Source organism: Shewanella sp. 10N.286.48.B5 (assembly GCF_002874355.2).
Taxonomy (GTDB): domain Bacteria; phylum Pseudomonadota; class Gammaproteobacteria; order Enterobacterales; family Shewanellaceae; genus Shewanella.
On the sequence record NZ_MCVG02000001.1, the window covers coordinates 1,689,938 to 1,711,353 of the forward strand.

Sequence of the window (21,416 nt, forward strand, 5' to 3'; positions counted from 1 at the left end):
TCCTTTTAATTAATAAATTTCGTCAATGGCACTGGTACTACGAGCGCCTGTTTCTGGGCTGCTTAAACTATTTCGTAAAGCACCGAATAATTCACGGCCCATGCCATAACTTGAGTGATGTAGATCTACTTTCCCTGCTACACGTGCAGTTAAAGTGGCTTCATCCACCAGTAAACTTAACTCGCCGGTATCAGCATTAACACGGATCATGTCGCCATCTTCAACCTTAGCGATAAGGCCACCATCTAATGCTTCTGGCGTTAAGTGAATCGCTGCAGGCACTTTGCCTGACGCGCCAGACATACGGCCATCTGTAACAAGCGCCACTTTGAAGCCCTTATCTTGTAAGGTACCTAAATATGGCGTGAGTTTATGTAACTCTGGCATACCGTTAGCTTTCGGGCCTTGGCCTTTTACCACCACAACACAATCTCGGTCTAAACCACCTGCTTGGAAAATTGCATCAAGCTTGTTTTGGTCGTCAATCACAACCGCTGGACCTTCAACAATTCTGTTAGCTGCAGGCACTGCTGATACTTTGATCACTGAACGACCAAGGTTACCTTTAAGTAATTTTAGACCGCCGTTATTTTGAAAAGGTGTGTCGATGTGAGTTAACACTTCTTTGTCTAAACTTTCTGTTGGCCCATCAACCCAAGTTAACTTGCCATCAAGAATGCGCGGCTCTTGGGTATATATACGTAAACCAAAGCCCGCTACAGTGTTGACATCCTCATGGATAAGCCCTGCATCTAGCAATTCTTTGACTAAAAATGCCATGCCGCCTGCGGCGTGGAAATGGTTAATATCAGCATGTCCATTTGGATAAACCTTGGCCATTAACGGTACGCAATCAGATAAATCTGAAAAATCGTCCCAGTTGACAATGATGCCAGCGGCGCGCGCGGCAGCAACAATGTGCATAGTCAGGTTGGTAGAACCACCTGTTGCAAGGATGCCTACAATGCCATTAACCACTGATTTTTCGTTAACAATCTCACCGATTGGGGTGTATTGGGTACCCATTTCAGTTAAACGACACACTTGTTTAGCTGCCATTGCGGTTAGTTCATCACGTAGTGGATCATCAGGATTCACAAACGAAGAACCAGGTAACTGTAAGCCCATCATTTCAAGCATTAACTGATTAGAGTTAGCAGTACCGTAGAAAGTACAAGTACCCGCACTGTGATAAGAGCTTGATTCAGCTTCTAACAATGCCGCTCTATCAACTTTGCCTTGAGCAAATTGTTGACGTACACGGGCTTTTTCTTTGTTTGGAATACCAGATTTCATTGGACCTGCTGGCACAAACATCATTGGTAAATGACCAAAACTTAACGCGCCAATCAATAAACCCGGAACAATCTTGTCGCAAATACCTAATAATAAGGCGCCGTCAAACATGTTGTGAGATAAACCCACCGCCGTTGACATAGCAATCACTTCACGACTCAGTAAGCTAAGCTCCATGCCAGGTTGGCCTTGGGTCACACCGTCACACATTGCCGGAACGCCCGCAGCAACTTGAGCAACACTACCGACTTCTTGGCAGGCTTTTTTAATGAAATTTGGGTAATCTTCATATGGCTGATGAGCAGATAACATGTCGTTAAATGCCGTCACAATACCGATATCCGCTTTGGTTAATTGACGTAAAGAGTCTTTATCATCTGGCTTACAAGCCGCAAAACCGTGGGCTAAGTTACCACAGCTTAATGCACTACGATGTACGCCTTTGGCGCGAGCATCGTTTAATGCTTCGAGATATTTTTTACGTGAATCTTGGCTACGAGCGATAATTCGATCGGTAACAGCTTGAACTACTGAGTGCATGGTTAACTCCTTTACGCGCTATAAAACACATCAACGGGCGTTTTACGCTGCGCTAATACGGCTCTAATTGGCATTGCATTCACATCGTCGCTTTCCAAAGCTTGGCGATATACGGATAGTTTTGACTCACCTACTAAATGCAGATAAATCTGGCGACTGTTTAAAATGGCACCTTTAGATAAGGTAATACGTGCATGTGGAGCAGTCGTTGGATTAACGGCTGCGCAAAGTAAACCAGTCGTAAAAGCGTTTTCTAATTCTTTACTGCAAGGGAACCACGAACAAGTGTGGCCATCTGTACCCATGCCTAATACCACAACATCAAATGGTTTAGGGAAGTTAGCCAGAGACTCAATCGTCATGTCACAGCCCTTTTCAGGGCTATCAAACATATTCTTTAAACCACGGAATTTGGCACTTGCTGCGCGATTTTGTAATAAATGTGCTCTTACTAAGCGCTCGTTAGAATCTGCAGCTTCTGCATCTACCCAACGTTCATCGGCAAGTGTGATATAAACATCACTCCAGTCGATCGCTTTATTGCTTAGTAATTGAAATAATTTAAGCGGTGTCGAGCCACCTGAAACAACAAGACTTGCTTTACCACGGCTATCAACCGCATCCTGCAACTGACTGGCAATTTTGTCAGCTAATTTGGCTTCGAGATCCGCTGGGGTTGCAAATGCTTTAAATACAGATTCTTTAATCATAATATTTCCTTACTCGTCCCAAGAACGACCATCTTTAGTGATTAAAGCAACTGAAGCCACAGGGCCCCATGTACCTGCTGGATATGGCTTAGGCTTCTCGCCGCCATTTTCCCAAGAATTGATGATGCCATCGACCCAAGTCCAGGCTTGCTCAACTTCATCACGGCGCACGAACAATGCTTGATTACCTAACATGGCTTCAAGTAATAAACGTTCGTAAGCGTCGGCAATGCGTTCGTTTTTAAAGGTATCGGTGAAACTTAAATCAAGTTTGGTGGTTTGGATGCGTTGCTTTTCTTCCAGACCTGGGACTTTATTCATCATTTGAATTTCAACACCTTCATGGGGTTGCAAACGAATAGTCAACTTGTTTGGTGGTAAGTTACGCATGGTGTCACGATATAAATTATGCGGCGGGTTTTTGAAGTAAACCACAATCTCACTGCTCTTAAACGGCATACGTTTGCCACTACGTAAGTAGAACGGCACGCCAGCCCAGCGCCAATTATCAATATCAACGCGAAGCGCTACAAAGGTTTCAGTGTTAGATTTAACATTGGCGCCCTCTTCTTCTAAATAACCAGGAACAGGTGAGCCTTTTAAATAACCACTAGAATATTGACCACGAACCGTGTTTTCAAACACGTTGTTTGGGGTAATTGGACGCAATGACTTAAGTACTTTTACTTTTTCATCACGAATGCTATCAGCATCTAAATTTACTGGCGGGTCCATTGCCACAAGCGTCAGCACTTGCAGTAAATGGTTTTGGATCATGTCACGCATTTGACCTGCAGTATCAAAGTATCCCCAACGACCTTCAATACCGACTTCTTCAGCTACGGTGATTTGTACATGATCAATCGTGCGGTTATCCCACTTAGAAGCAAACAATGAATTCGCAAAGCGCAGGGCAATGAGATTTTGAACGGTTTCTTTACCTAAATAGTGGTCAATTCGGTAAACTTGATTTTCATTGAAGAATTCAGAAACTTTGTCATTAATGACTTTTGATGACGCAAGGCAAGTGCCAATTGGCTTTTCAAGCACGATACGGGTGTCGGAATGAATAAGGTTTTGCTCATTAAGACAACGACAGATTTCACCAAAGATTGACGGAGGCGTGGCGAAATAGCTGACCATTACACGCTTAGTTGGCTCTAAAAGACCATGGAAAGCTTTGTAGCCTTCAGAATCGGTAAAATTAGTACCGATATAATGACAACGAGCAATAAAGCGAGCGAGGGTCTCTTCACATAACTCGTCCTTTACAAAAGTGTTTAATGCTTTATTGACAAGTTCAATGAACTCTTCTTGAGTAAAGGCATCTTTAGCGACACCAATAACTTTGGTGTCTTTATCTAATAGATTCGCTTTATCAAGCTGATAGAGAGAAGGTAACAACTTACGGCGTGCTAAATCGCCTTTGGTGCCAAAAAGTACAAAGTCGCAAGCCTTGGCGCCTATTGATGAGTTACTCATTGCTTAAAATACTCCTTTATTATGCGTGTTCACAGGCAAACCATTTTTAGTTGCCAGTGAATAAAAGCACACTTTTGTTGTAATATAACAACAGAATTAAATTTGTGCATTATAATTTTACAATTATTGATATTGGTTACATCTAGCCTTTTTCACATAAAACCTGATAGTATTTTAGTTGTTAAATTACTTTACTATCATAGATTAGTTACAAAAAATAAAACAAAACGGCTTATAATCGTTTTTAGAGGTATGAAAATTACTTCATTTCCTCCTAAATTGTAATTTATGATATAAAATTACATCATCCATTTTAGCGGACAATTACTTATGAATACCCTTGAGAAGGTGCAAAAAAGCCTTACACAATTTAGTAAGTCAGAGCGAAAAGTTGCAGAGGTCATTCTCTCTTCTCCGCAAACGGCGATTCACTCTAGTATTGCAACGCTTGCCAAAATGGCTGACGTCAGCGAACCCACTGTGAACCGTTTTTGTCGCAGACTTGATACTAAGGGCTTCCCTGATTTTAAGTTACATTTGGCCCAAAGTCTTGCTAACGGTACACCTTATGTAAGCCGCCATGTTGAAGAAGATGATTCTCCTGAATCCTATACAACAAAAATCTTCGAATCTTCAATGGCATCCCTTGATACTGCCCGTCAAAGCCTTGATGTGGTTGCAGTCAATAAAGCCGTAGATATTTTAACGCAAGCTAAAACAATATCGTTTTTTGGCCTGGGAGCATCCTCATCAGTTGCTCACGATGCGCAAAATAAGTTCTTCCGTTTTAACGTACCGGTCATTTGTTTTGATGATGTATTAATGCAACGTATGAGCTGTATTGGCTGCGATGAAGGTGATGTTGTGGTGCTTATATCCCACACTGGCCGTACTAAATCATTAATCGAAATAGCCCGAATTGCCCGTGAAAATGGCGCTGCGGTGATTGGGATTACTGCTCGTAACTCGCCACTGTCTCACGAATGTACGTTGCCGGTGACCATGGAAGTGCCAGAAGATACTGACATGTATTTACCTATGGCTTCACGTTTAGCACAGCTGGTTACTATTGATGTGTTAGCCACAGGCTTTACCTTGAGAAGAGGCCCGCGTTTTCGCGATAATCTAAAACGTGTTAAAGAAGTATTGAAAGAATCTCGGATAAATAAAGATCTTACCATCTAATTATTACTAAATAATTACCTGTCCGAAAGGCCGAACAATATTACCTGTTCGGCCTTTTTTATTGAATTTATACGACTCAGTCACAGATATATATCTCAAAAACGATCTTTTTGTTCGTAACTTTCCTACATAATTCGAAAATCTCTGTTAATATAAGTCCATAATATTTAGTACCGAATTCTTTTTCTTTTAAATTAACGGAGTATCCTATGTTCCGCAGAACTAAAATCGTTACGACACTTGGACCTGCAACCGACCGCGATGATAACCTACGTAAAATCATTGCCGCTGGTGCAAATGTTGTACGTCTTAACTTCTCACACGGCTCACCAGAAGATCATCTTAAACGTGCTACTGACGCTCGCAATATTGCAAAAGAGTTAGGTGTTCACGTAGCTGTATTAGGTGATTTGCAAGGCCCCAAAATTCGTGTATCTACCTTTAAAGATAACAAAAAAATTCAGTTGAATTTAGGTGATACTTTCATTTTAGATGCAGATCTTGCTAAAGGTGAAGGTGACGAGAAACAAGTTGGTATCGATTATAAAGAATTGCCAAATGACGTTGTCATAGGTGACATTCTTATGCTTGATGACGGCCGTGTTCAGCTTAAAGTTGAATCTGTAGAAGGTCGTAAAGTTTTCACTAGTGTTACTGTTGCGGGTCCTTTATCTAATAATAAAGGCATCAACAAAAAAGGCGGCGGATTAACAGCCCCTGCACTAACTGAAAAAGACAAAGCAGATATTTTAACGGCTGCGCAAATTCAGGTTGATTACTTAGCCGTTTCTTTCCCACGTACTGGCGCTGATTTAGATTTAGCACGTAAGCTTGCTGAAGATGCGGGCAGTTTTGCACTTATTGTATCAAAAGTAGAACGTGCAGAAGCTGTTGGTACTGATGAAGCGATGGACGATGTCATTAAAGCATCTGACGCGGTAATGGTTGCACGTGGTGACTTAGGTGTTGAAATTGGCGATGCTGCATTGGTTGCAGTACAAAAGAAACTTATCCGTCGTTCACGTCAATTGAACAAAGTTGTGATTACTGCAACTCAAATGATGGAATCAATGATTTCAAGCCCTATGCCAACTCGTGCTGAAGTTATGGACGTAGCGAACGCCGTACTAGATGGCACTGACGCTGTGATGCTTTCAGCTGAAACTGCTGCCGGTGACTTCCCTGAAGAGACTGTGTTAGCAATGAGCAATGTTTGTGCTGGTGCAGAACAGCATCCATCAGTGATGTCTTCTAAGCATAGAATGAACGAAACATTCGATACTATTGAAGAAACCATTGCCCTTTCAACTATGTATGCTGCAAACCATTTAAAAGGTGTTAAAGCTATCATCAGCTTGACTGAATCAGGCGAAACCACCAAGTTAATGTCGCGCATCAGCTCTGCATTACCAATTTTCGCACTGTCTCGTCATCAAAAGACCTTAGCAAAATTAGCTTTATTCCGTGGCGTTATGCCAGTTCAGTTTGATTCTACAGCTTTCCCAGCTGATGCATTAGCATCAGAAGCGTTAAAAGCGGTTGCAGCTGCTGGTTACCTTAAATCAGGTGACATGGTATTAATGACTAAAGGCGATGCAATGGAAACTGTTGGTGGCACTAACACTTGTAAAGTACTTGTTGTTGCTTAATATGAGTTAATTGCTTCAAATAGCTAATAAAAAACCACCTGATTAGGTGGTTTTTTTATGTGCTAAATATGTGTGTTTTGATTTAGAAAATTGTGTGTCGTCATTATTTCAGGCTAATAGTACCCAAGGCATAAACATTACTTGTTTAACATTCAAACCTCAGGTAACGCTAGACCGTTACAGTCAAACGTCAGTTAACTTTCGATTATAGGCTTTCAAAATCATTGACATGAATCGCAGCTAAGCGCTTTTCATTGGCATCAAGTAGCTGCTCAAGCTCTGCTTGATTAATCACGTCATTGGCTAAAGCTTGGTTAAACAAGTCAACCATTGGCTGTTTCGCATCAAGAGTCCCCGCTTTTTGGGCTTTCTTAAGGCGAGAGTACAAACCTTTACAAGCATATTTAGCTGTAAATGCTTGCTCAACTTCAGCAATGCCGCTGCTATCTCCGTCAAAATCAGCACATAAGAAAGTTAACCTATCTCTTGCTGGCGAAGGTTGCATGAAACCATCTGCTAAGGTCGTTGCTTGTTTGTCAGTTGGCGCATTAAAGTGATTACCTAATGGAAATATGATCACTCTAAGCAATACGCTAACAAACTTATTTGGGAAGTTACGAATAGCCTCTTCCAATGCTTTAGCGGCAAGATGTAATCTTTCAGTCATGACATAATGCACTGCCGGTAAATCATCTTGTTGACGGCCATTATCTTCAAACAGCTTTAAGGTTGCTGATGCTAGGTATAATTGACTTAGCACATCGCCCATACGCGCTGAGATCATCTCTTTACGTTTTAAATCACCGCCCATGACCAACATAGCTAAATCAGTCATTATCGCTAAAGCTGCCGAGATACGGCTCATATCACGATAATATTGCTGAGTGGTACCACTAACTGGCGATGAATTGGTTTTACTGGCTGTTAATGCATTAAAGAAAGCCATGACACCATTTCGAATAGCATAAGTCATATGGCCCATTAATAATGAATCGAAACGGTTAATGGCTGCTTTTTGATCTTCCATCGCCGCAGTTTCCATTTCAGCCAATACATAAGGATGACAGCGTGTTGCCCCTTGACCAAAAATCATCAGCGAACGGGTCAAAATATTCGCCCCTTCAACAGTGATAGAAATAGGACTGGCCATATAAGCATGACCGAGATAGTTTTTCGACCCTAACTGAATACCTTTACCAGACTGAATATCCATCGCATCTTCTACCACATCTCGACCTAATTCAGTCATGTGATATTTAGCAATCGCGGTAACCACCGATGGTTTCACTTTTAAATCAATACCGGTGGTGGTTAAACATCTGGCCGCTTCTAATTGATAAGTGTTAGCGATAATACGCGCTAGCGCTTCTTGTACACCTTCAAATTTACCAATTGGCATACCGAACTGCTGTCTTACATAACTATAAGCTGTTGTGGTTTTAGTGGCCATATGACCCGATGCAGTTGCCAATGCTGGCAATGAAATACCACGGCCGGCAGATAAACACTCAACCAGCATTCTCCAGCCTTTACCCGCAAACTGAGGGCCGCCAATAATCCAATCCAGTGGAATGAATACATCTTCACCACTTGTGGTGCCGTTCATAAAGGCCATCATCAATGGATTATGACGACGACCAATTTCAACACCGGGATGATCGGTTGGAATTAACGCACAGGTAATACCAAGATTAACCGTATCACCTAATAAACCCTCAGGGTCACGCATTTGAAATGCAAGACCAAGCACTGTAGCTACAGGTGCCAAGGTAATGTAACGTTTATCCCAAGTAAGACTTAAACCTAATACTTCTTCACCATTAAATTCGCGGCGACACACAATACCAGTATCAGGTATTGCACCAGCGTCTGATCCCGCCTCTGGGCCAGTTAACGCAAAACACGGTAGCTCATCACCATTAGCTAACGCAGGTAACCAACGCTGTTTTTGCTCTTCAGTACCATAATGAGTTAATAACTCACCAGGGCCTAAAGAGTTAGGAACCATAACCGTAACGGCCGCACTAATGCTGCGAGAGGCAATTTTACTGACAATGGTTGAGTTGGCGTAGGCAGAAAACTCTCGACCACCAAATTTAGTGGGAATAATTAATGCAAAAAAACCTTCTTTTTTGAAGTAATCCCATAACTCAGGTGGTAAGTCTTTGCGGTTGTGAACAATGTCATAATCATCAATCATACTCAGCGCTGTTTGCACTTGGTTATTGATAAAGTCTTGCTCAGCTGCTGTTAATTGGGGTTTACCGTAATTGTGAAGCGTGTTCCAGTTTGGATTTCCGCCAAACAATTCACCTTCCCACCACACATCACCCGCTTCCATCGCCTCTTTTTCAGTACTAGATAATGGCGGAAGTACTTTCTTAAAAAACGAAAAAACCGGACGCGTGATAAATCGCATCCTTAAATTACGCACACCAAATAACACAGCAAGTGCTATTAAAACCAGTATAACGACAGTCATGTTAATCCCTTATTACTTAGCTAAAATTGGCACTGAAACACCAGCGGCCATATATGGAATCACCTTACGAATGATTGCTTCAGTATCATTATGTTCACCATAATCAGCTTCTGCAATTTCGTTAAGTGCATCAGCTGAAGCCATGGTGAATACTATGGTCCCTAAGGTAAAGTGTAGTCGCCAAAACATTTCTGCAGGCGGAATATGCGGCGCACTTTCTGATACCGCTTTAACGAAAACTTTTAAATAATCACCATAATGCGTGGTGATAAACCACCTTAAATGGCCCTGACTTTCGATATAACCACGACCTAACAATTGCAGAAATATCGTTGTTCCCCCCTGCCTAACTTGGTTTAATTCCAATAATGGATTAATTAGAGATGAAAATATCTCATTCAAATTAGCTAGTTGTGGATTTTTAAATAATCTATCTATTTCAGCAGCTGCGCTTGGCATGAACACATCTAAATAGCGTGCTAATACGGCTCTAATCAGCTCTTTCTTTGAACCAAAATGATAATTAACTGAAGCTAAATTAACTTCGGCTTTGCTAGTAATTAGACGTAAAGATGTTTCTGAAAAGCCCCTCTCAGCGAAAAGTTTTTCAGCAGCATCTAATATTCTTGTTTTTGTATCTGTTCTGCCTGCCATTCCATGACCCAAATCAATTAAAACACTCGTTTAAATTAAACATTGAGCGCACAGTTGTCAATCTAATTTCTTGTAGCTATTACATCTCAACACAGTAACAGCAACCCTTTGCGCACCAAGTTGCAACTAAAATGCAATATTTAAGTTAATTATGTAAACTGTCGTCGAAAATAAAAATAAGGAAACCTGTAAGATGAAGTTAACTTTTAAACAACCGTCTACTATCGCTGTTGTTATTTCAATGGCGCTTGGCCTTTCAGCCTGCCAACAAATGGATGAAGAGATTAATTTAACCACCACAAATCCTCTGCCACCAGCTAGCCAATCAACTGAAAAAACAACCAAAATTGATAGCGCTTCAGCAATCGCATTTATTAATGATGCTGAAGCACAGTTGGCCAAACTCTCTGTAGAAGGCGCACGCACCGAATGGGTTTATAGCAATTTTATCACTGAAGATACTGCTGCGCTTTCTGCTGCAATTAGTGAAAAAATGACTTCGATGTCAGTTGGCTTTGCCACCGAAGCGGCTAAATATGCCAAGGTCGAATTAGATCCTGTTAACGCCCGCAAGTTACATATTTTACGAAGTAGCTTGGTATTACCTGCGCCATTAGATCCTGCTAAAAACGCTGAGCTTGCACAAATTAGCTCAGAACTGAATGGCTTATACGGTAAAGGGAAATACTGTTTTGCCGATGGTCGCTGCTTAACCCAGCCAGAATTATCAAATTTGATGGCTGAATCTCAAGATCCTGCGGTGCTATTAGAAGCATGGCAAGGATGGCGTGAAATAGCCAAACCTATGCGTCCATTATTTAAACGTGAAGTTGAGCTGGCTAATGAAGGCGCGCAAGATTTAGGCTTTAGCGATTTATCAGAACTTTGGCGTAGTCAATATGATATGGAGCCTGAGGCGTTTTCAGCCGAATTAGACCGACTTTGGGGTGATATTAAACCTTTATATGATTCACTACATTGTTATGTCCGTGGCGAACTAAATCAGCAATATGGAGACGAGGTAGCACCAGATAATGGTCCTATTCCTGCGCATCTATTGGGTAATATGTGGGCTCAGCAATGGGGAACCATTTACAATACTGTCGCCCCTGATGATGCAGATCCTGGCTACAATGTTACCGAGCTTTTAGCGGCCAATAACTATGATGAAATTAAAATGGTTAAGCAAGCTGAAGGGTTTTTCTCATCATTAGGCTTTGAAGCGCTACCAGAAACATTTTGGACTCGCTCATTATTTGTGCAGCCTAAAGATCGCGATGTCGTTTGTCATGCTTCAGCTTGGGATCTAGATAACGAAGACGATATTCGCATTAAAATGTGTATTCAAAAAACCGCCGAAGACTTTACCGTTATTCATCATGAATTAGGTCACAACTATTATCAGCGCGCTTATAAAAACCAACCTCACCTATTTAAAGGTTCTGCAAACGACGGTTTCCATGAAGCCATTGGTGACACGATTGCGCTATCAATTACGCCGAGTTACCTCAAACAAATCGGTCTATTAGATGAAGTGCCTGATGAATCAAAAGACATCGGACTGTTACTGCGTCAAGCCCTTGATAAAATTGCCTTCATGCCATTTGGTTTGATGATCGATCAATGGCGCTGGAAAGTATTTAATGGCGAAATTAGCCCAGCTCAATACAACCAAGCTTGGTGGGATTTACGTGAAAAATACCAAGGCGTTAAAGCGCCTATAGCACGTACTGAAGCAGACTTTGATCCGGGCGCTAAATATCACGTCCCTGGCAATGTTCCTTACACACGCTACTTTTTAGCCCACGTACTTCAATTCCAGTTCCATAAAGCATTATGTGAGATCGCCGGTAATGAAGGCCCAGTGCACCGTTGTAGTATTTATGGTAATAAAGACGCCGGAGATAAGCTTAATCAAATGCTTGAGTCAGGTTTAAGTCAGCCGTGGCCTGAAGCGTTAAATATCGTCACTGGCACTAAAAACATGGATGCTAAAGCGGTACTCGATTATTTTGCGCCATTACAAGTGTGGTTAGATAAGCAAAATAGCCAACAAAACCGTCAATGCGGTTGGTAACTCATCGTTAGCTGTTTTAAATGAACTGCCAATAACAAATAGGCCCACTGACTGTTTTAGTGAGTAGGCCTTGTTATAAGGGTAATAACGCTATGTGATGCCGATAATATAGACTACCTAAAACCGCTTCCTTTACGATTAGTTTCACTTGCCTCAATTCGTTGCTGAGCGGATTTAACCAGCATAACAAATACTGCACCGGTGCCACCCTGAGTACGAGTAGCAGAATGATAGGCTTGCACTTCGTCTAACTGCATCAACCATTGGCACACTGCTGATTTCATTAACCCTGGGTATGGCTTACTTTTAAAGCCTTTACCGTGAATAACCAAAATATTACGCTCACCACGATGATGTGCTTTGATAATCGCCTCGATAAGGTATTCCCGCGCTTGAGCTAAGCGATAAACATGTAAATCAACCACTGTTTGATATTTATATTTACCAAGCCGCAGATGACTAAACACTTCATCTTGAACCCCATCAAGCTTGTAACTCACCATGTCTTCCGGTTTTACCGCACTAATCATCATCGGATCTACAGTAAGTTTACTAATGTACTCATTCTGCGCTGCAGCAGCTCGTCTGGCTAATTGCGCTTCTGTTGCGATGTCGGAATCGAAGCTAAAAATACTATCACTGGCCTTAATGGGTTTTACCCCTGCCATTTCTGCTAAAAACAGTGCGCTGTCATCGTTATTCATTATTAGTTCCTACACACTTTGTAAAGATTATCCGCTTTAGTATCACTACCGAATAATTTATAGTGTTGCCATTGTCGTAATGACTATTGTTAGAATCACTAAGAGCAAAATAATTGCATGCCTCATTATAAAATATTTTTTATTGCCTGCTTCTCATTAATCAGTTTTTTCAATCAAGCTGTGACCTTGACAGATAACGAAATCATAAACCAAAACTATAAAACTTTTGCGTCAGGTTTTGAAAATTTAGATATCAGTATCATCGAGACCATGTATACCGATGATGCGGTGTACCTTTCTGAAACACCAAATCAAGGTATCATTACCGGTAAACCACAAATAGTTGAACTTTATCAGCATTTTTTTGAAAAAATTGCTAAAAGAGAAGCCCGTATTGAAGTCGATTTTCGAGTCATCAATAGAAAGCTAACTAACGATAGTGCTACTGACGTTGGCTTTTATTTGGTTCGATTCCACCCTAAAAAAGAAACAGGCGATCAAATTAGTGTATTTTCAGGTAAATTTGTTTTTGTGTCACAAAAAGATACTAACAATCAATGGCAGTTTATTGTTGATTCAAACACCAAAATGAACCCTGAGCTTTACTATTCGGCAAAACCCATTTCTAACTTATATTATGGTCGCCAATTCAATACTGAAGCTAAATCAATATCAGTTGAAAATGAAGCTGAAGTGGGTTCTGTACCCGTTGAAGCAGAACATCGAATTCCATAGCAATTGTTAAAGCTACTAGTTTAAAACTCTTATTAACCAGTTTAATAATCAGTGCTTTAAGCCATTAAAGATAAGCCTTCAACACTTTATAACCCATTTTTACTCATTGCATTTAAAAGACAGCTACTATGACGACTAAAATACATTGTCCCTGCGGCAGTGATTCAACTTATGAAGATTGTTGTAAGCCATACCACAGTAATGTTCAAGTTGCAGCCACAGCTGAGATCCTGATGCGCTCGCGTTATTGCGCCTTTGTATTACAACACTATCCCTATTTAATCGAGACTCATCATGCTAACTATCGCGGCGGCCTATCTATTAATGATTTGTCTCAAGGGGCTGAGCTTACTCGATGGCTTGGATTAGAGGTGATTAATTTTGAGCCACAAGATGAGCTCGCCACGGCAACGGTGACCTTTAAAGCTTGGTTTTATCATGACGGTGAAATCGATGCGATCTATGAAAAATCACAATTTGTTCGAGAAGACGCTAAGTGGTTTTACACCACTGGTGAGCAATTTAACGCGGATTTACCAAAGCGAAATGACCCATGTATCTGCCATAGTGGTAAAAAATTTAAAGCCTGCTGCATGAAGTTAACAGGCTAACACGCCATCAAATAACAACAAGTCGTGCTAATGCACGACTTCATTTTTTTCAAAAATAAACTGTGAAAATTCGTTTTCTCTTATGGCTGGGCTGTATAAATAACCCTGTGCGTGATGGCAACAGCTATCTTCAAGGAACAGCTCTTGCTCCTTGGTTTCAACCCCTTCTGCTGTTAGGGATATATTTAACGCCTTGGCCATAGCAATAATGGCGCTGACAATTTCACGGCTCTGATGACTGGTGGTTAAATCGGCAATAAATGAGCGATCGATTTTTAACTTAGTAATTGGAAACTGCTTTAAATAACGCATAGAACTGTAACCTGTACCAAAATCATCGATGGCTAAGCCAACGCCTAAATCGGCTAATTCTTGGCAAAGTCGGGTTGCATGGCGAATATCTCCCATTAACTCAGTTTCAGTAATTTCTAAAATTAAGCTTTGTGGTTTAATCCGGTAGCGGGTAACTAAGCTCCAAACTTGCTCAAATAAATTGCCACTGAAAAATTGCCTTGCAGCAACATTAACATGCATGACGATATCAACATTCTTATGCTGCCATAAGTTAAGTTGCTTACAGGCCGCTTCCAATACCCATTCGCCAATGACAGTGATCATGCCGGTTTGTTCAGCGATATCAATAAATGCCCCCGGGTAAAGCACACCTTTTTTAGGGTGATGCCAGCGGATTAATGCTTCTGCGCCAATAAATTTATGATTTTTTAAATCCATCAGTGGCTGATAATACAGTTCAAATTGCCTGTTACGTACCGCGGTTTGTAAATCTCGCTCTATTTCGGCGTTATTTTTAAAGGTTGCTAATAAGTCATCATTAAAGACTTGGTAATTCAGTGATGGCTTCTTTTTCGCGTACTGCAGAGCAATATCAGCACAGGATAGTGGTGAAAACTGATCTGCAACCGCAGCTATATCAACAATGGCTAGCGCCGCTTTAGGGTCAACTTTTTCACGACCTATTACCGAGGTGACCAGTAATTGTTGATATAACTTATTAATATTGTTCTCGAGTAATTCAGCAGCATCAAATTGCGGTAAAATCATTGCAAATTCGTCACTGCCGACTCGCGCCACATCAATAGCATCATGGCTGTTAGCAAAATGCTTTAATCGTCGAGCGACTTCGGATAACAAGGCATCGCCTTGCTCATGACCATTGGTATCGTTAAACCGCTTAAAGCCCATTAAGTCGATAAGGATCAACGTGCCTTGTGAGAGCCTTTCTAATTGCTGAGTAAAATGAAGGCGATTACTCAGGCCGGTGAGGCTGCAATTCCAAGCAAGATGCTCAAGCTGCTCTTTGCTTTTACGCTGAGCAGTAACATCAAGGCATGACACTAAGGCGTAATCGTTTCCTTGCTCTGTGACAAAGCGGTTGGCTTGATACTGCACCCAGTAGTTCGAGCCATCAAGACGAGTTAGCTCACTTTCACCTTCTACCACATTGCCATTGATTAACGCTTGGGTCATTTCATCAGCAAGCTCTCGTTTGCCACGAAAAAAATCTAAGCTGACTAATTGATTATCTTGAACAATATCGCGACTTAGGCCAGTCATTTTTTCATGAGCTGGATTTATATATTCAATAATTTGGGTTTTAAGATTAATAAGCATCAATACATGCTTAGCTTGCTCTGTAGCACTATGAAATAGTGTTATTCGCTCATCTTTATCGTAGGCATAGCGGGTGGCAAGGGTTAAAGCCAATTGATCGGCAAATTGACAAGCAAATTGTATTTGATCGCTTGTTAGCTTTAGAGGATGTTCAAACTCAATGCACAATAGCCCTTCTATATGACCATTGATACGGATGGCAACATCTAAATTTGCGTGAACATTGGCTTGCTTATAATAAGCACTTAAGCCCTGCAGACGGGTGTCAGTTTGAGAACTGTCACTGACAATATGACGGTAACGGCGTATATCATCAAAGTAGGCATTTGCAACAAGATTATCGTTGCGGTGTTGGTAAATTAATTGTTTTAGGCTGTCATCAGCAGACAGACAAGCAATGATTTCTTGCTTTAGTGACTTGTTACGTAATGAAATAACTGAAACGCTACTAGCATTAAAAAACTTTAGTAGTAATTTACAGACTAACTCTGAGGTCTGTTTAAAGTCGCCTTGTTCTTTGGCGACAGAGTTTACAATTAACTCTAATAAATGTTGTTGCTCAGTTTGCTTCATTATTATTCCCAAAGGACAACTTAACAGTCGGGTAAACCTCTTTCTGTGGAGGTTTTTTCTACTTAAAATAACGGAACTTAGCCGTTAATAACACTCTAAAAATGTTAAGAAGTGTTGCTAAAAAGAGATATTTACAAAAATGATATTATCAAAATCATGATGTTGAATTTTACTCAACTTCGGTAAATGAAGGTTACACTTCCTATTTTAAAACAGCAAGTTGTAACCTTCAACACCTCATAGAAACGACTAATTAAAGGCCGTTTTCTAATTGGAAAATCATTTTTTCTACCGTAACGTCAAACTCAAAAGTAACCACCACATCTTGCTCGGTTACTTGCTGCTGTACTTTGACATTGCTAAAACGTTCTTTGGCTTTGCTAACTAAGTCATCTGCAATTTGCTGAAAGTTTTCACCATCAACTTGCAAGATAAGTTGTGTATCTTCTTCTTCGATAACAGCACCAATATCGACAAAGCTGCCACAATCATTACAGTTGTCACTGACTTGTACTTCTTGCTTAGTAATCGTTTTTATCACTTTTATCACCTATCAATACACATTAAAACGTCAGCATAGCCCAAAAACTGAAATAAAATTTTTATATGCCTCACAATATTACCAATCAGTAATACACCTAATTGGGGCTGTCTAACCAGCGGGCGCTTAACGCTTAGTAGCAACTAACTCAAGTAACGGCTTAATCACTGCCACGGCATTTACTAAGCACCTGCATTAACTAGGCAACGGCATAAAGTTGTGATGCTAGGGTTTCGCTCATCTTTCTTTGTATGGTTAATTGCTCAAGAAATTCATTTTGCGCTAGAGCTGATGTATCTGGGACTAATTGTTGGTGCTTAAGTTTAGTCAGTAGATCACAATTCGCTAAGGTGATTTGCAAATCTTCATCATATTTTCCCCGCGTCACTACAGCTTCAGGTTTTAACGCCTGCTGTAAATGAAATTGGCTTAAACCGCTTTCATAAAAATCACCGGCATGATTAATCGCCTGTTGCTGAGATATATCGCACACTAATGCTTGGGGTTTAGGAATATGTAACTGTTTATATAATTTTTCATCAATGGATAAATTTTTATCGACTTGAAATTGCGCCATGTCGCAAGCGTCATTAGACAACATAGAAAGTAGTAGCGCGAACTCGCCCCTTCTATGGTGTTCAACTGCATCATTAAGGCGATTGCCTAATTGCAGTTCGTTGACTAATGGCGACTCAATTTGCATATATTTACATCAAATTTATCAAGGTTGATATTTTATCGACCACTTAAACAAATACTTGAGCATTATTTTCGATTTTTCCTTTACTTATATTTAATTCGTGACTACTATTGCCGCCGCAATTGAGGAGGGGTTCCCGAGTGGCCAAAGGGATCAGACTGTAAATCTGACGGCTCAGCCTTCGAAGGTTCGAATCCTTCTCCCTCCACCATTTGCACAATGATAAATATACCGTTTCGTGGAGGGGTTCCCGAGTGGCCAAAGGGATCAGACTGTAAATCTGACGGCTCAGCCTTCGAAGGTTCGAATCCTTCTCCCTCCACCATTTATCGGTTTATGCTTCATTAAAAATCTATTTTATGTGGCCAGCATAAATTAGAGGTAACACGAGTAAAAAGTAACAGCGTTAATGAAAATATGTGGAGGGGTTCCCGAGTGGCCAAAGGGATCAGACTGTAAATCTGACGGCTCAGCCTTCGAAGGTTCGAATCCTTCTCCCTCCACCATTCATTAGCAAAAATATTTAAAATTGATTTTATTTATGTGGTCAACATAGTTAAAATTGATTGCTAATATTTAAAGATATAAATGTAAAGTTATACCCAGTTAGATTGACGTAAAAAAGAAAAAATATGTGGAGGGGTTCCCGAGTGGCCAAAGGGATCAGACTGTAAATCTGACGGCTCAGCCTTCGAAGGTTCGAATCCTTCTCCCTCCACCATTTCTTTTAGTCACTTCAGTTCATCAAGTTAGCTCATTCAAATTAGCTCAATTTCAATTCTCAGTAGTTTCACTTCAGTTTTATCATCAAGATTTGCTTAGTTTCAACTTCACAGCCTTATCCTAGTCATTTATTGATATCGATTATTAATTTGCTGTCTAGCGTCAAAATGTAACCTTGTTCATAAAACATTAGAATTTAACTTCCTGATCTTGTTATTTATCTTTAAGATAATCCGATTACAGCAAACTTAGGATGTCAGATGTCTAAACAATGGGTTAATCAAGCCATAGCTAAAATAGAAGCTGATTTTCAACGCAGCGCCGATACACATTTAATTAAGTTAGAACTTCCACAATTAACTGGCATCGACATTTATCTTAAAGATGAAAGCACCCATCCAACTGGCAGTTTAAAACACCGTTTAGCCCGCTCTTTGTTTCTGTATGCGATTTCAAATGGATGGGTTAATGAAAATACCACCATCATAGAATCATCATCTGGCAGTACTGCAGTATCTGAAGCATACTTTTCTCGGTTACTTGGCCTACCGTTCATTGCGGTAATGCCAGCCACAACCGCGAAAAAGAAAATCCAACAAATTGAGTTTTATGGTGGTAGTTGTCATTTCGTCGACAAAACTGACCAAATATATGCAGAATCTCAGCGCCTAGCAGCGCAACTCAATGGCCATTATATGGATCAATTTACCTATGCTGAGCGCGCCACCGATTGGCGCGGCAATAACAATATTGCTGACTCTATCTTTAATCAGATGCAAAAAGAGCCACATCCAATTCCAGCATGGATTGTGATGAGCCCAGGCACTGGCGGTACCTCAGCAACCATTGGCCGCTACCTTAATTACCAACAACTTGATACTAAGCTGTGCGTGGTAGACCCTGAAAATTCGGTATTCTATGACTACTATATAAATGGTGATGCAAGTATTACCAGCGATAAAGGCAGTAATATTGAAGGCATCGGTCGCCCAAGGGTTGAACCGTCTTTTATCGCAGGTGTAGTGGATGAAATGAAAAAAATCCCTGATGCAGCATCCATTGCGACCATGAACTGGTTAGCACAGCATATTGGCCGTAAGGTAGGGCCATCAACGGGGACTAATTTATATGGCGTGTTGCAGTTAGCCTGTCAGATGAAACAAAAAGGCGAAACAGGCTCGTTAGTGACCTTGCTGTGTGATTCTGGTGAGCGCTATTTAGATACCTATTATAATAATGAATGGATTAATAACAATATCGGTTGTACTGAAGAATTTGACCTAGAGTTGCAACATTTTAACAGCAGTGGTTGTTTGGGGAAGTTATAAAAATTTAGCCATAAAATCAGTTATAAAAAATAACCCCGCCCAATTGACATTAGGCGGGATTATTTTTCAATATGTTAGTTAATCGATATCTAAATATTTATGGGTCTGAATTGATAAGCGCCAATTACGGCTTATACAGGTTTTCATGGCAAGTTCAGTTGCCCGAGGTTTTTGACTAATAGGCTGTAAACAAATGGTTTTATTAGATACATCAATATCCGCTAATAACTCATCAAGTTCATCAATATGTTTTTGGGTGGCGATGGGATGCTTAATTTCATTAGCGCGCTCTAGCGCCGCCTTTAAGACTTTATAGCCGCCTTTCATATTTACTTTTGGTGACACGGTAACCCAGACTTGCTCATGACAATGAACCTCGAAAGTACCACTGGTTTCAATCTGCACGCTGTTGCCAGCTTCAATCAAATGACTGGTTAACTTACTTAGGTCATATAAACATGGCTCGCCACCAGTAATGACAATATGTTTTGCAGTAAAACCTTTTTCAGTAAATGCAGTTAATAATGAATGCGCATCATGATTTGCCCAGCGACCAATGGTGCCATCCACTGCAATAACTTGTTGTTGAGAAACCTTGTTTGCTTCTAATACATCCCAGGTCTGTTTGGTATCACACCAAGCACAACCAACAGGACAACCTTGCAAACGAACAAAAATTGCTGGAACGCCGGTAAAGGTTCCCTCACCTTGGATGGTTTCAAAAACTTCATTAACTGGATATTTCATTTAGCTGCCTTATTCTCAGTAAGGGCGCATTTATAGTGTATTTTCACTGTAGCTGCAACCATTAACGGCCATGATAATGACTGCTTATTAGATTACCTGCCAACTAATTACATATGTCTGATGAAAGCTGATTATTAATCAGCCTATTAATAGCCGCTTTTACAAAAAGGTCACTGCTATAAAAATCTCACTAAAATTCTACTAATCAAAAGTTAAATAACCATGAAAGTTATCCTTAATGTCGTTATAATTTAGCCCGTAATCAACGGCTTCAATTAACTAACTGTTTCAATGAGTCTGCTCTGGGAACATGTTGATATATTTAAATTTTATATGGTGAAAAAAATGTCTAAAGCAATTGTCGTATTTAGCGGAGGTCAGGACTCTACAACCTGCCTCATTCAAGCAATGTCTCAATATGACGAAGTGCATGCCATCACCTTTGATTATGGCCAGCGTCACCGTGAAGAAATTGAAATTGCTCAATCACTTGCTAAAGAATTAAACATTGCCAGCCATAAAGTCATGGATGTGGGTTTACTCAATGAGCTTGCGGTGTCTGCGCTTACTCGAGATTCAATTCCGGTATCCCATGAGATCATGAATAATGGACTGCCTAATACCTTCGTCCCTGGGCGCAATATTCTCTTTTTAACCTTAGCGGGCATTTATGCTTATCAGTTAGGGTGCGATGCCATTATCACTGGCGTGTGTGAAACAGACTTTTCTGGCTATCCTGATTGTCGTGATGAATTTATCAAGTCTATGCAGCAATCATTGGCGTTAGGTATGGATAAACCATTACAAATTGTCACCCCGTTAATGTGGCTAAACAAAGCTGAAACATGGGCACTAGCAGATAAATACCAAGCATTAACCTTAGTCAGAAATGAAACCCTTACCTGTTACAACGGCATAAAGGGCTGTGGTTGTGGCGATTGCCCAGCCTGCACCCTTCGCCAACGTGGTTTAGATGATTATTTAGCTAACGCTGACACTGTAATGGCTGAGCTTAATCAAAAAATGGCTAAAGCTTAAAATAGGGTT

At 40.6% G+C, this 21,416-nt stretch carries 17 protein-coding genes and 4 tRNA genes; 11 read left to right on the plus strand and 10 right to left on the minus strand.

Annotated elements, in window-relative coordinates; all coding sequences use genetic code 11:
• Positions 1–9: 9 nt before the first annotated feature.
• The 3 genes from edd to zwf are packed head-to-tail and all read right to left on the minus strand — an operon-like array spanning position 10 to position 4,028.
• The gene (edd, locus tag BCU57_RS07340; RefSeq protein ID WP_102435532.1) at positions 10–1,836 is read right to left on the minus strand and encodes a phosphogluconate dehydratase; all 1,827 of its coding nucleotides are present in this window, start codon (positions 1,834–1,836) and stop codon (positions 10–12) included.
• Positions 1,837–1,847: 11 nt separating this feature from the next.
• Positions 1,848–2,546: a 6-phosphogluconolactonase gene (gene pgl / locus BCU57_RS07345; protein ID WP_102435534.1), complete on the minus strand. Its 699-nt coding sequence runs from the start codon at positions 2,544–2,546 to the stop codon at positions 1,848–1,850.
• Positions 2,547–2,555: 9 nt separating this feature from the next.
• Complete coding sequence (gene zwf, locus BCU57_RS07350; protein WP_102435536.1) at positions 2,556–4,028, minus strand: glucose-6-phosphate dehydrogenase; 1,473 nt, start codon at positions 4,026–4,028, stop codon at positions 2,556–2,558.
• Between the two features lie 330 nt (positions 4,029–4,358).
• Here zwf and BCU57_RS07355 point away from each other — a divergent pair, with 330 nt between their 5' ends.
• Both BCU57_RS07355 and pyk read left to right on the plus strand, forming a co-directional pair.
• A complete protein-coding gene (locus tag BCU57_RS07355) occupies positions 4,359–5,213 on the plus strand; it encodes a MurR/RpiR family transcriptional regulator (RefSeq protein ID WP_102435538.1) in 855 nt (284 codons plus the stop codon).
• A gap of 209 nt (positions 5,214–5,422) precedes the next feature.
• Entirely contained in the window at positions 5,423–6,862 is a 1,440-nt protein-coding gene (gene pyk, locus BCU57_RS07360) for a pyruvate kinase (protein WP_102435540.1), read from the plus strand.
• Between the two features lie 205 nt (positions 6,863–7,067).
• On the opposite strand, the gene BCU57_RS07365 is transcribed toward pyk, so the two are convergent.
• Both BCU57_RS07365 and BCU57_RS07370 read right to left on the minus strand, forming a co-directional pair.
• The gene (locus BCU57_RS07365; RefSeq protein ID WP_102435542.1) at positions 7,068–9,344 is read right to left on the minus strand and encodes an acyl-CoA dehydrogenase; all 2,277 of its coding nucleotides are present in this window, start codon (positions 9,342–9,344) and stop codon (positions 7,068–7,070) included.
• A gap of 12 nt (positions 9,345–9,356) precedes the next feature.
• On the minus strand, positions 9,357–9,998 hold the full coding sequence (locus tag BCU57_RS07370) for a TetR/AcrR family transcriptional regulator (protein ID WP_076541009.1): 642 nt from the start codon (positions 9,996–9,998) through the stop codon (positions 9,357–9,359).
• A 193-nt stretch (positions 9,999–10,191) separates the two neighbouring features.
• On the opposite strand from BCU57_RS07370, the gene BCU57_RS07375 reads away from it, so the two are divergent.
• Positions 10,192–12,075: a M2 family metallopeptidase gene (locus BCU57_RS07375; protein ID WP_102435544.1), complete on the plus strand. Its 1,884-nt coding sequence runs from the start codon at positions 10,192–10,194 to the stop codon at positions 12,073–12,075.
• Between the two features lie 113 nt (positions 12,076–12,188).
• Here BCU57_RS07375 and smrA read toward each other — a convergent pair whose 3' ends face one another.
• Positions 12,189–12,779, minus strand: coding sequence for a DNA endonuclease SmrA (smrA, locus tag BCU57_RS07380; RefSeq protein WP_102435546.1), 591 nt, complete (start codon positions 12,777–12,779; stop codon positions 12,189–12,191).
• 186 nt (positions 12,780–12,965) lie between these two features.
• Between smrA and BCU57_RS07385 the strand changes: the two genes are divergently transcribed.
• Both BCU57_RS07385 and BCU57_RS07390 read left to right on the plus strand, forming a co-directional pair.
• A complete protein-coding gene (locus BCU57_RS07385) occupies positions 12,966–13,514 on the plus strand; it encodes a YybH family protein (protein ID WP_241900987.1) in 549 nt (182 codons plus the stop codon).
• 128 nt (positions 13,515–13,642) lie between these two features.
• A complete protein-coding gene (locus tag BCU57_RS07390) occupies positions 13,643–14,125 on the plus strand; it encodes a YchJ family protein (protein ID WP_102435550.1) in 483 nt (160 codons plus the stop codon).
• A gap of 27 nt (positions 14,126–14,152) precedes the next feature.
• On the opposite strand, the gene BCU57_RS07395 is transcribed toward BCU57_RS07390, so the two are convergent.
• From BCU57_RS07395 to BCU57_RS07405, 3 genes are all read right to left on the minus strand, one after another.
• Positions 14,153–16,330, minus strand: coding sequence for a putative bifunctional diguanylate cyclase/phosphodiesterase (locus tag BCU57_RS07395; protein WP_102435552.1), 2,178 nt, complete (start codon positions 16,328–16,330; stop codon positions 14,153–14,155).
• A gap of 253 nt (positions 16,331–16,583) precedes the next feature.
• Positions 16,584–16,871 carry a DUF406 family protein gene (locus tag BCU57_RS07400; protein ID WP_102435554.1) on the minus strand — a complete coding sequence of 96 codons (288 nt, stop codon included), beginning with the start codon at positions 16,869–16,871 and terminating at the stop codon, positions 16,584–16,586.
• A 199-nt stretch (positions 16,872–17,070) separates the two neighbouring features.
• Positions 17,071–17,574: a VC2046/SO_2500 family protein gene (locus tag BCU57_RS07405; protein ID WP_102435556.1), complete on the minus strand. Its 504-nt coding sequence runs from the start codon at positions 17,572–17,574 to the stop codon at positions 17,071–17,073.
• A 123-nt stretch (positions 17,575–17,697) separates the two neighbouring features.
• Between BCU57_RS07405 and BCU57_RS07410 the strand changes: the two genes are divergently transcribed.
• The 5 genes from BCU57_RS07410 (at position 17,698) to BCU57_RS07430 (ending at position 19,622) form a co-directional block, all read left to right on the plus strand.
• Positions 17,698–17,782 (plus strand) — tRNA-Tyr (locus BCU57_RS07410).
• A gap of 29 nt (positions 17,783–17,811) precedes the next feature.
• Positions 17,812–17,896, plus strand: a tRNA-Tyr gene (locus BCU57_RS07415).
• A gap of 96 nt (positions 17,897–17,992) precedes the next feature.
• Positions 17,993–18,077, plus strand: a tRNA-Tyr gene (locus BCU57_RS07420).
• 130 nt (positions 18,078–18,207) lie between these two features.
• Positions 18,208–18,292, plus strand: a tRNA-Tyr gene (locus BCU57_RS07425).
• A 262-nt stretch (positions 18,293–18,554) separates the two neighbouring features.
• Positions 18,555–19,622 carry a PLP-dependent cysteine synthase family protein gene (locus BCU57_RS07430; RefSeq protein WP_102435558.1) on the plus strand — a complete coding sequence of 356 codons (1,068 nt, stop codon included), beginning with the start codon at positions 18,555–18,557 and terminating at the stop codon, positions 19,620–19,622.
• Between the two features lie 78 nt (positions 19,623–19,700).
• Here the strand turns inward: BCU57_RS07430 and queE are convergent, their stop codons facing one another.
• Entirely contained in the window at positions 19,701–20,369 is a 669-nt protein-coding gene (gene queE / locus BCU57_RS07435) for a 7-carboxy-7-deazaguanine synthase QueE (protein ID WP_102435560.1), read from the minus strand.
• A 345-nt stretch (positions 20,370–20,714) separates the two neighbouring features.
• Between queE and queC the strand changes: the two genes are divergently transcribed.
• Entirely contained in the window at positions 20,715–21,407 is a 693-nt protein-coding gene (gene queC / locus BCU57_RS07440; protein ID WP_198589275.1) for a 7-cyano-7-deazaguanine synthase QueC, read from the plus strand.
• Positions 21,408–21,416 lie beyond the last annotated feature (9 nt).

Excerpts from the sequence above, each read along its gene's own strand:
- BCU57_RS07365 (WP_102435542.1), bottom strand. The coding sequence starts at position 9,344 with ATGACTGTCGTTATACTGGTTTTAATAGCACTTGCTGTGTTATTTGGT.
- queC (WP_198589275.1), top strand. The coding sequence starts at position 20,715 with ATGTCTAAAGCAATTGTCGTATTTAGCGGAGGTCAGGACTCTACAACC.
- BCU57_RS07430 (WP_102435558.1), top strand. The coding sequence starts at position 18,555 with ATGTCTAAACAATGGGTTAATCAAGCCATAGCTAAAATAGAAGCTGAT.
- smrA (WP_102435546.1), bottom strand. The coding sequence starts at position 12,779 with ATGAATAACGATGACAGCGCACTGTTTTTAGCAGAAATGGCAGGGGTA.
- BCU57_RS07395 (WP_102435552.1), bottom strand. The coding sequence starts at position 16,330 with ATGAAGCAAACTGAGCAACAACATTTATTAGAGTTAATTGTAAACTCT.
- BCU57_RS07390 (WP_102435550.1), top strand. The coding sequence starts at position 13,643 with ATGACGACTAAAATACATTGTCCCTGCGGCAGTGATTCAACTTATGAA.
- BCU57_RS07375 (WP_102435544.1), top strand. The coding sequence starts at position 10,192 with ATGAAGTTAACTTTTAAACAACCGTCTACTATCGCTGTTGTTATTTCA.
- edd (WP_102435532.1), bottom strand. The coding sequence starts at position 1,836 with ATGCACTCAGTAGTTCAAGCTGTTACCGATCGAATTATCGCTCGTAGC.
- pyk (WP_102435540.1), top strand. The coding sequence starts at position 5,423 with ATGTTCCGCAGAACTAAAATCGTTACGACACTTGGACCTGCAACCGAC.
- BCU57_RS07355 (WP_102435538.1), top strand. The coding sequence starts at position 4,359 with ATGAATACCCTTGAGAAGGTGCAAAAAAGCCTTACACAATTTAGTAAG.
- BCU57_RS07405 (WP_102435556.1), bottom strand. The coding sequence starts at position 17,574 with ATGCAAATTGAGTCGCCATTAGTCAACGAACTGCAATTAGGCAATCGC.
- BCU57_RS07370 (WP_076541009.1), bottom strand. The coding sequence starts at position 9,998 with ATGGCAGGCAGAACAGATACAAAAACAAGAATATTAGATGCTGCTGAA.
- pgl (WP_102435534.1), bottom strand. The coding sequence starts at position 2,546 with ATGATTAAAGAATCTGTATTTAAAGCATTTGCAACCCCAGCGGATCTC.
- queE (WP_102435560.1), bottom strand. The coding sequence starts at position 20,369 with ATGAAATATCCAGTTAATGAAGTTTTTGAAACCATCCAAGGTGAGGGA.
- zwf (WP_102435536.1), bottom strand. The coding sequence starts at position 4,028 with ATGAGTAACTCATCAATAGGCGCCAAGGCTTGCGACTTTGTACTTTTT.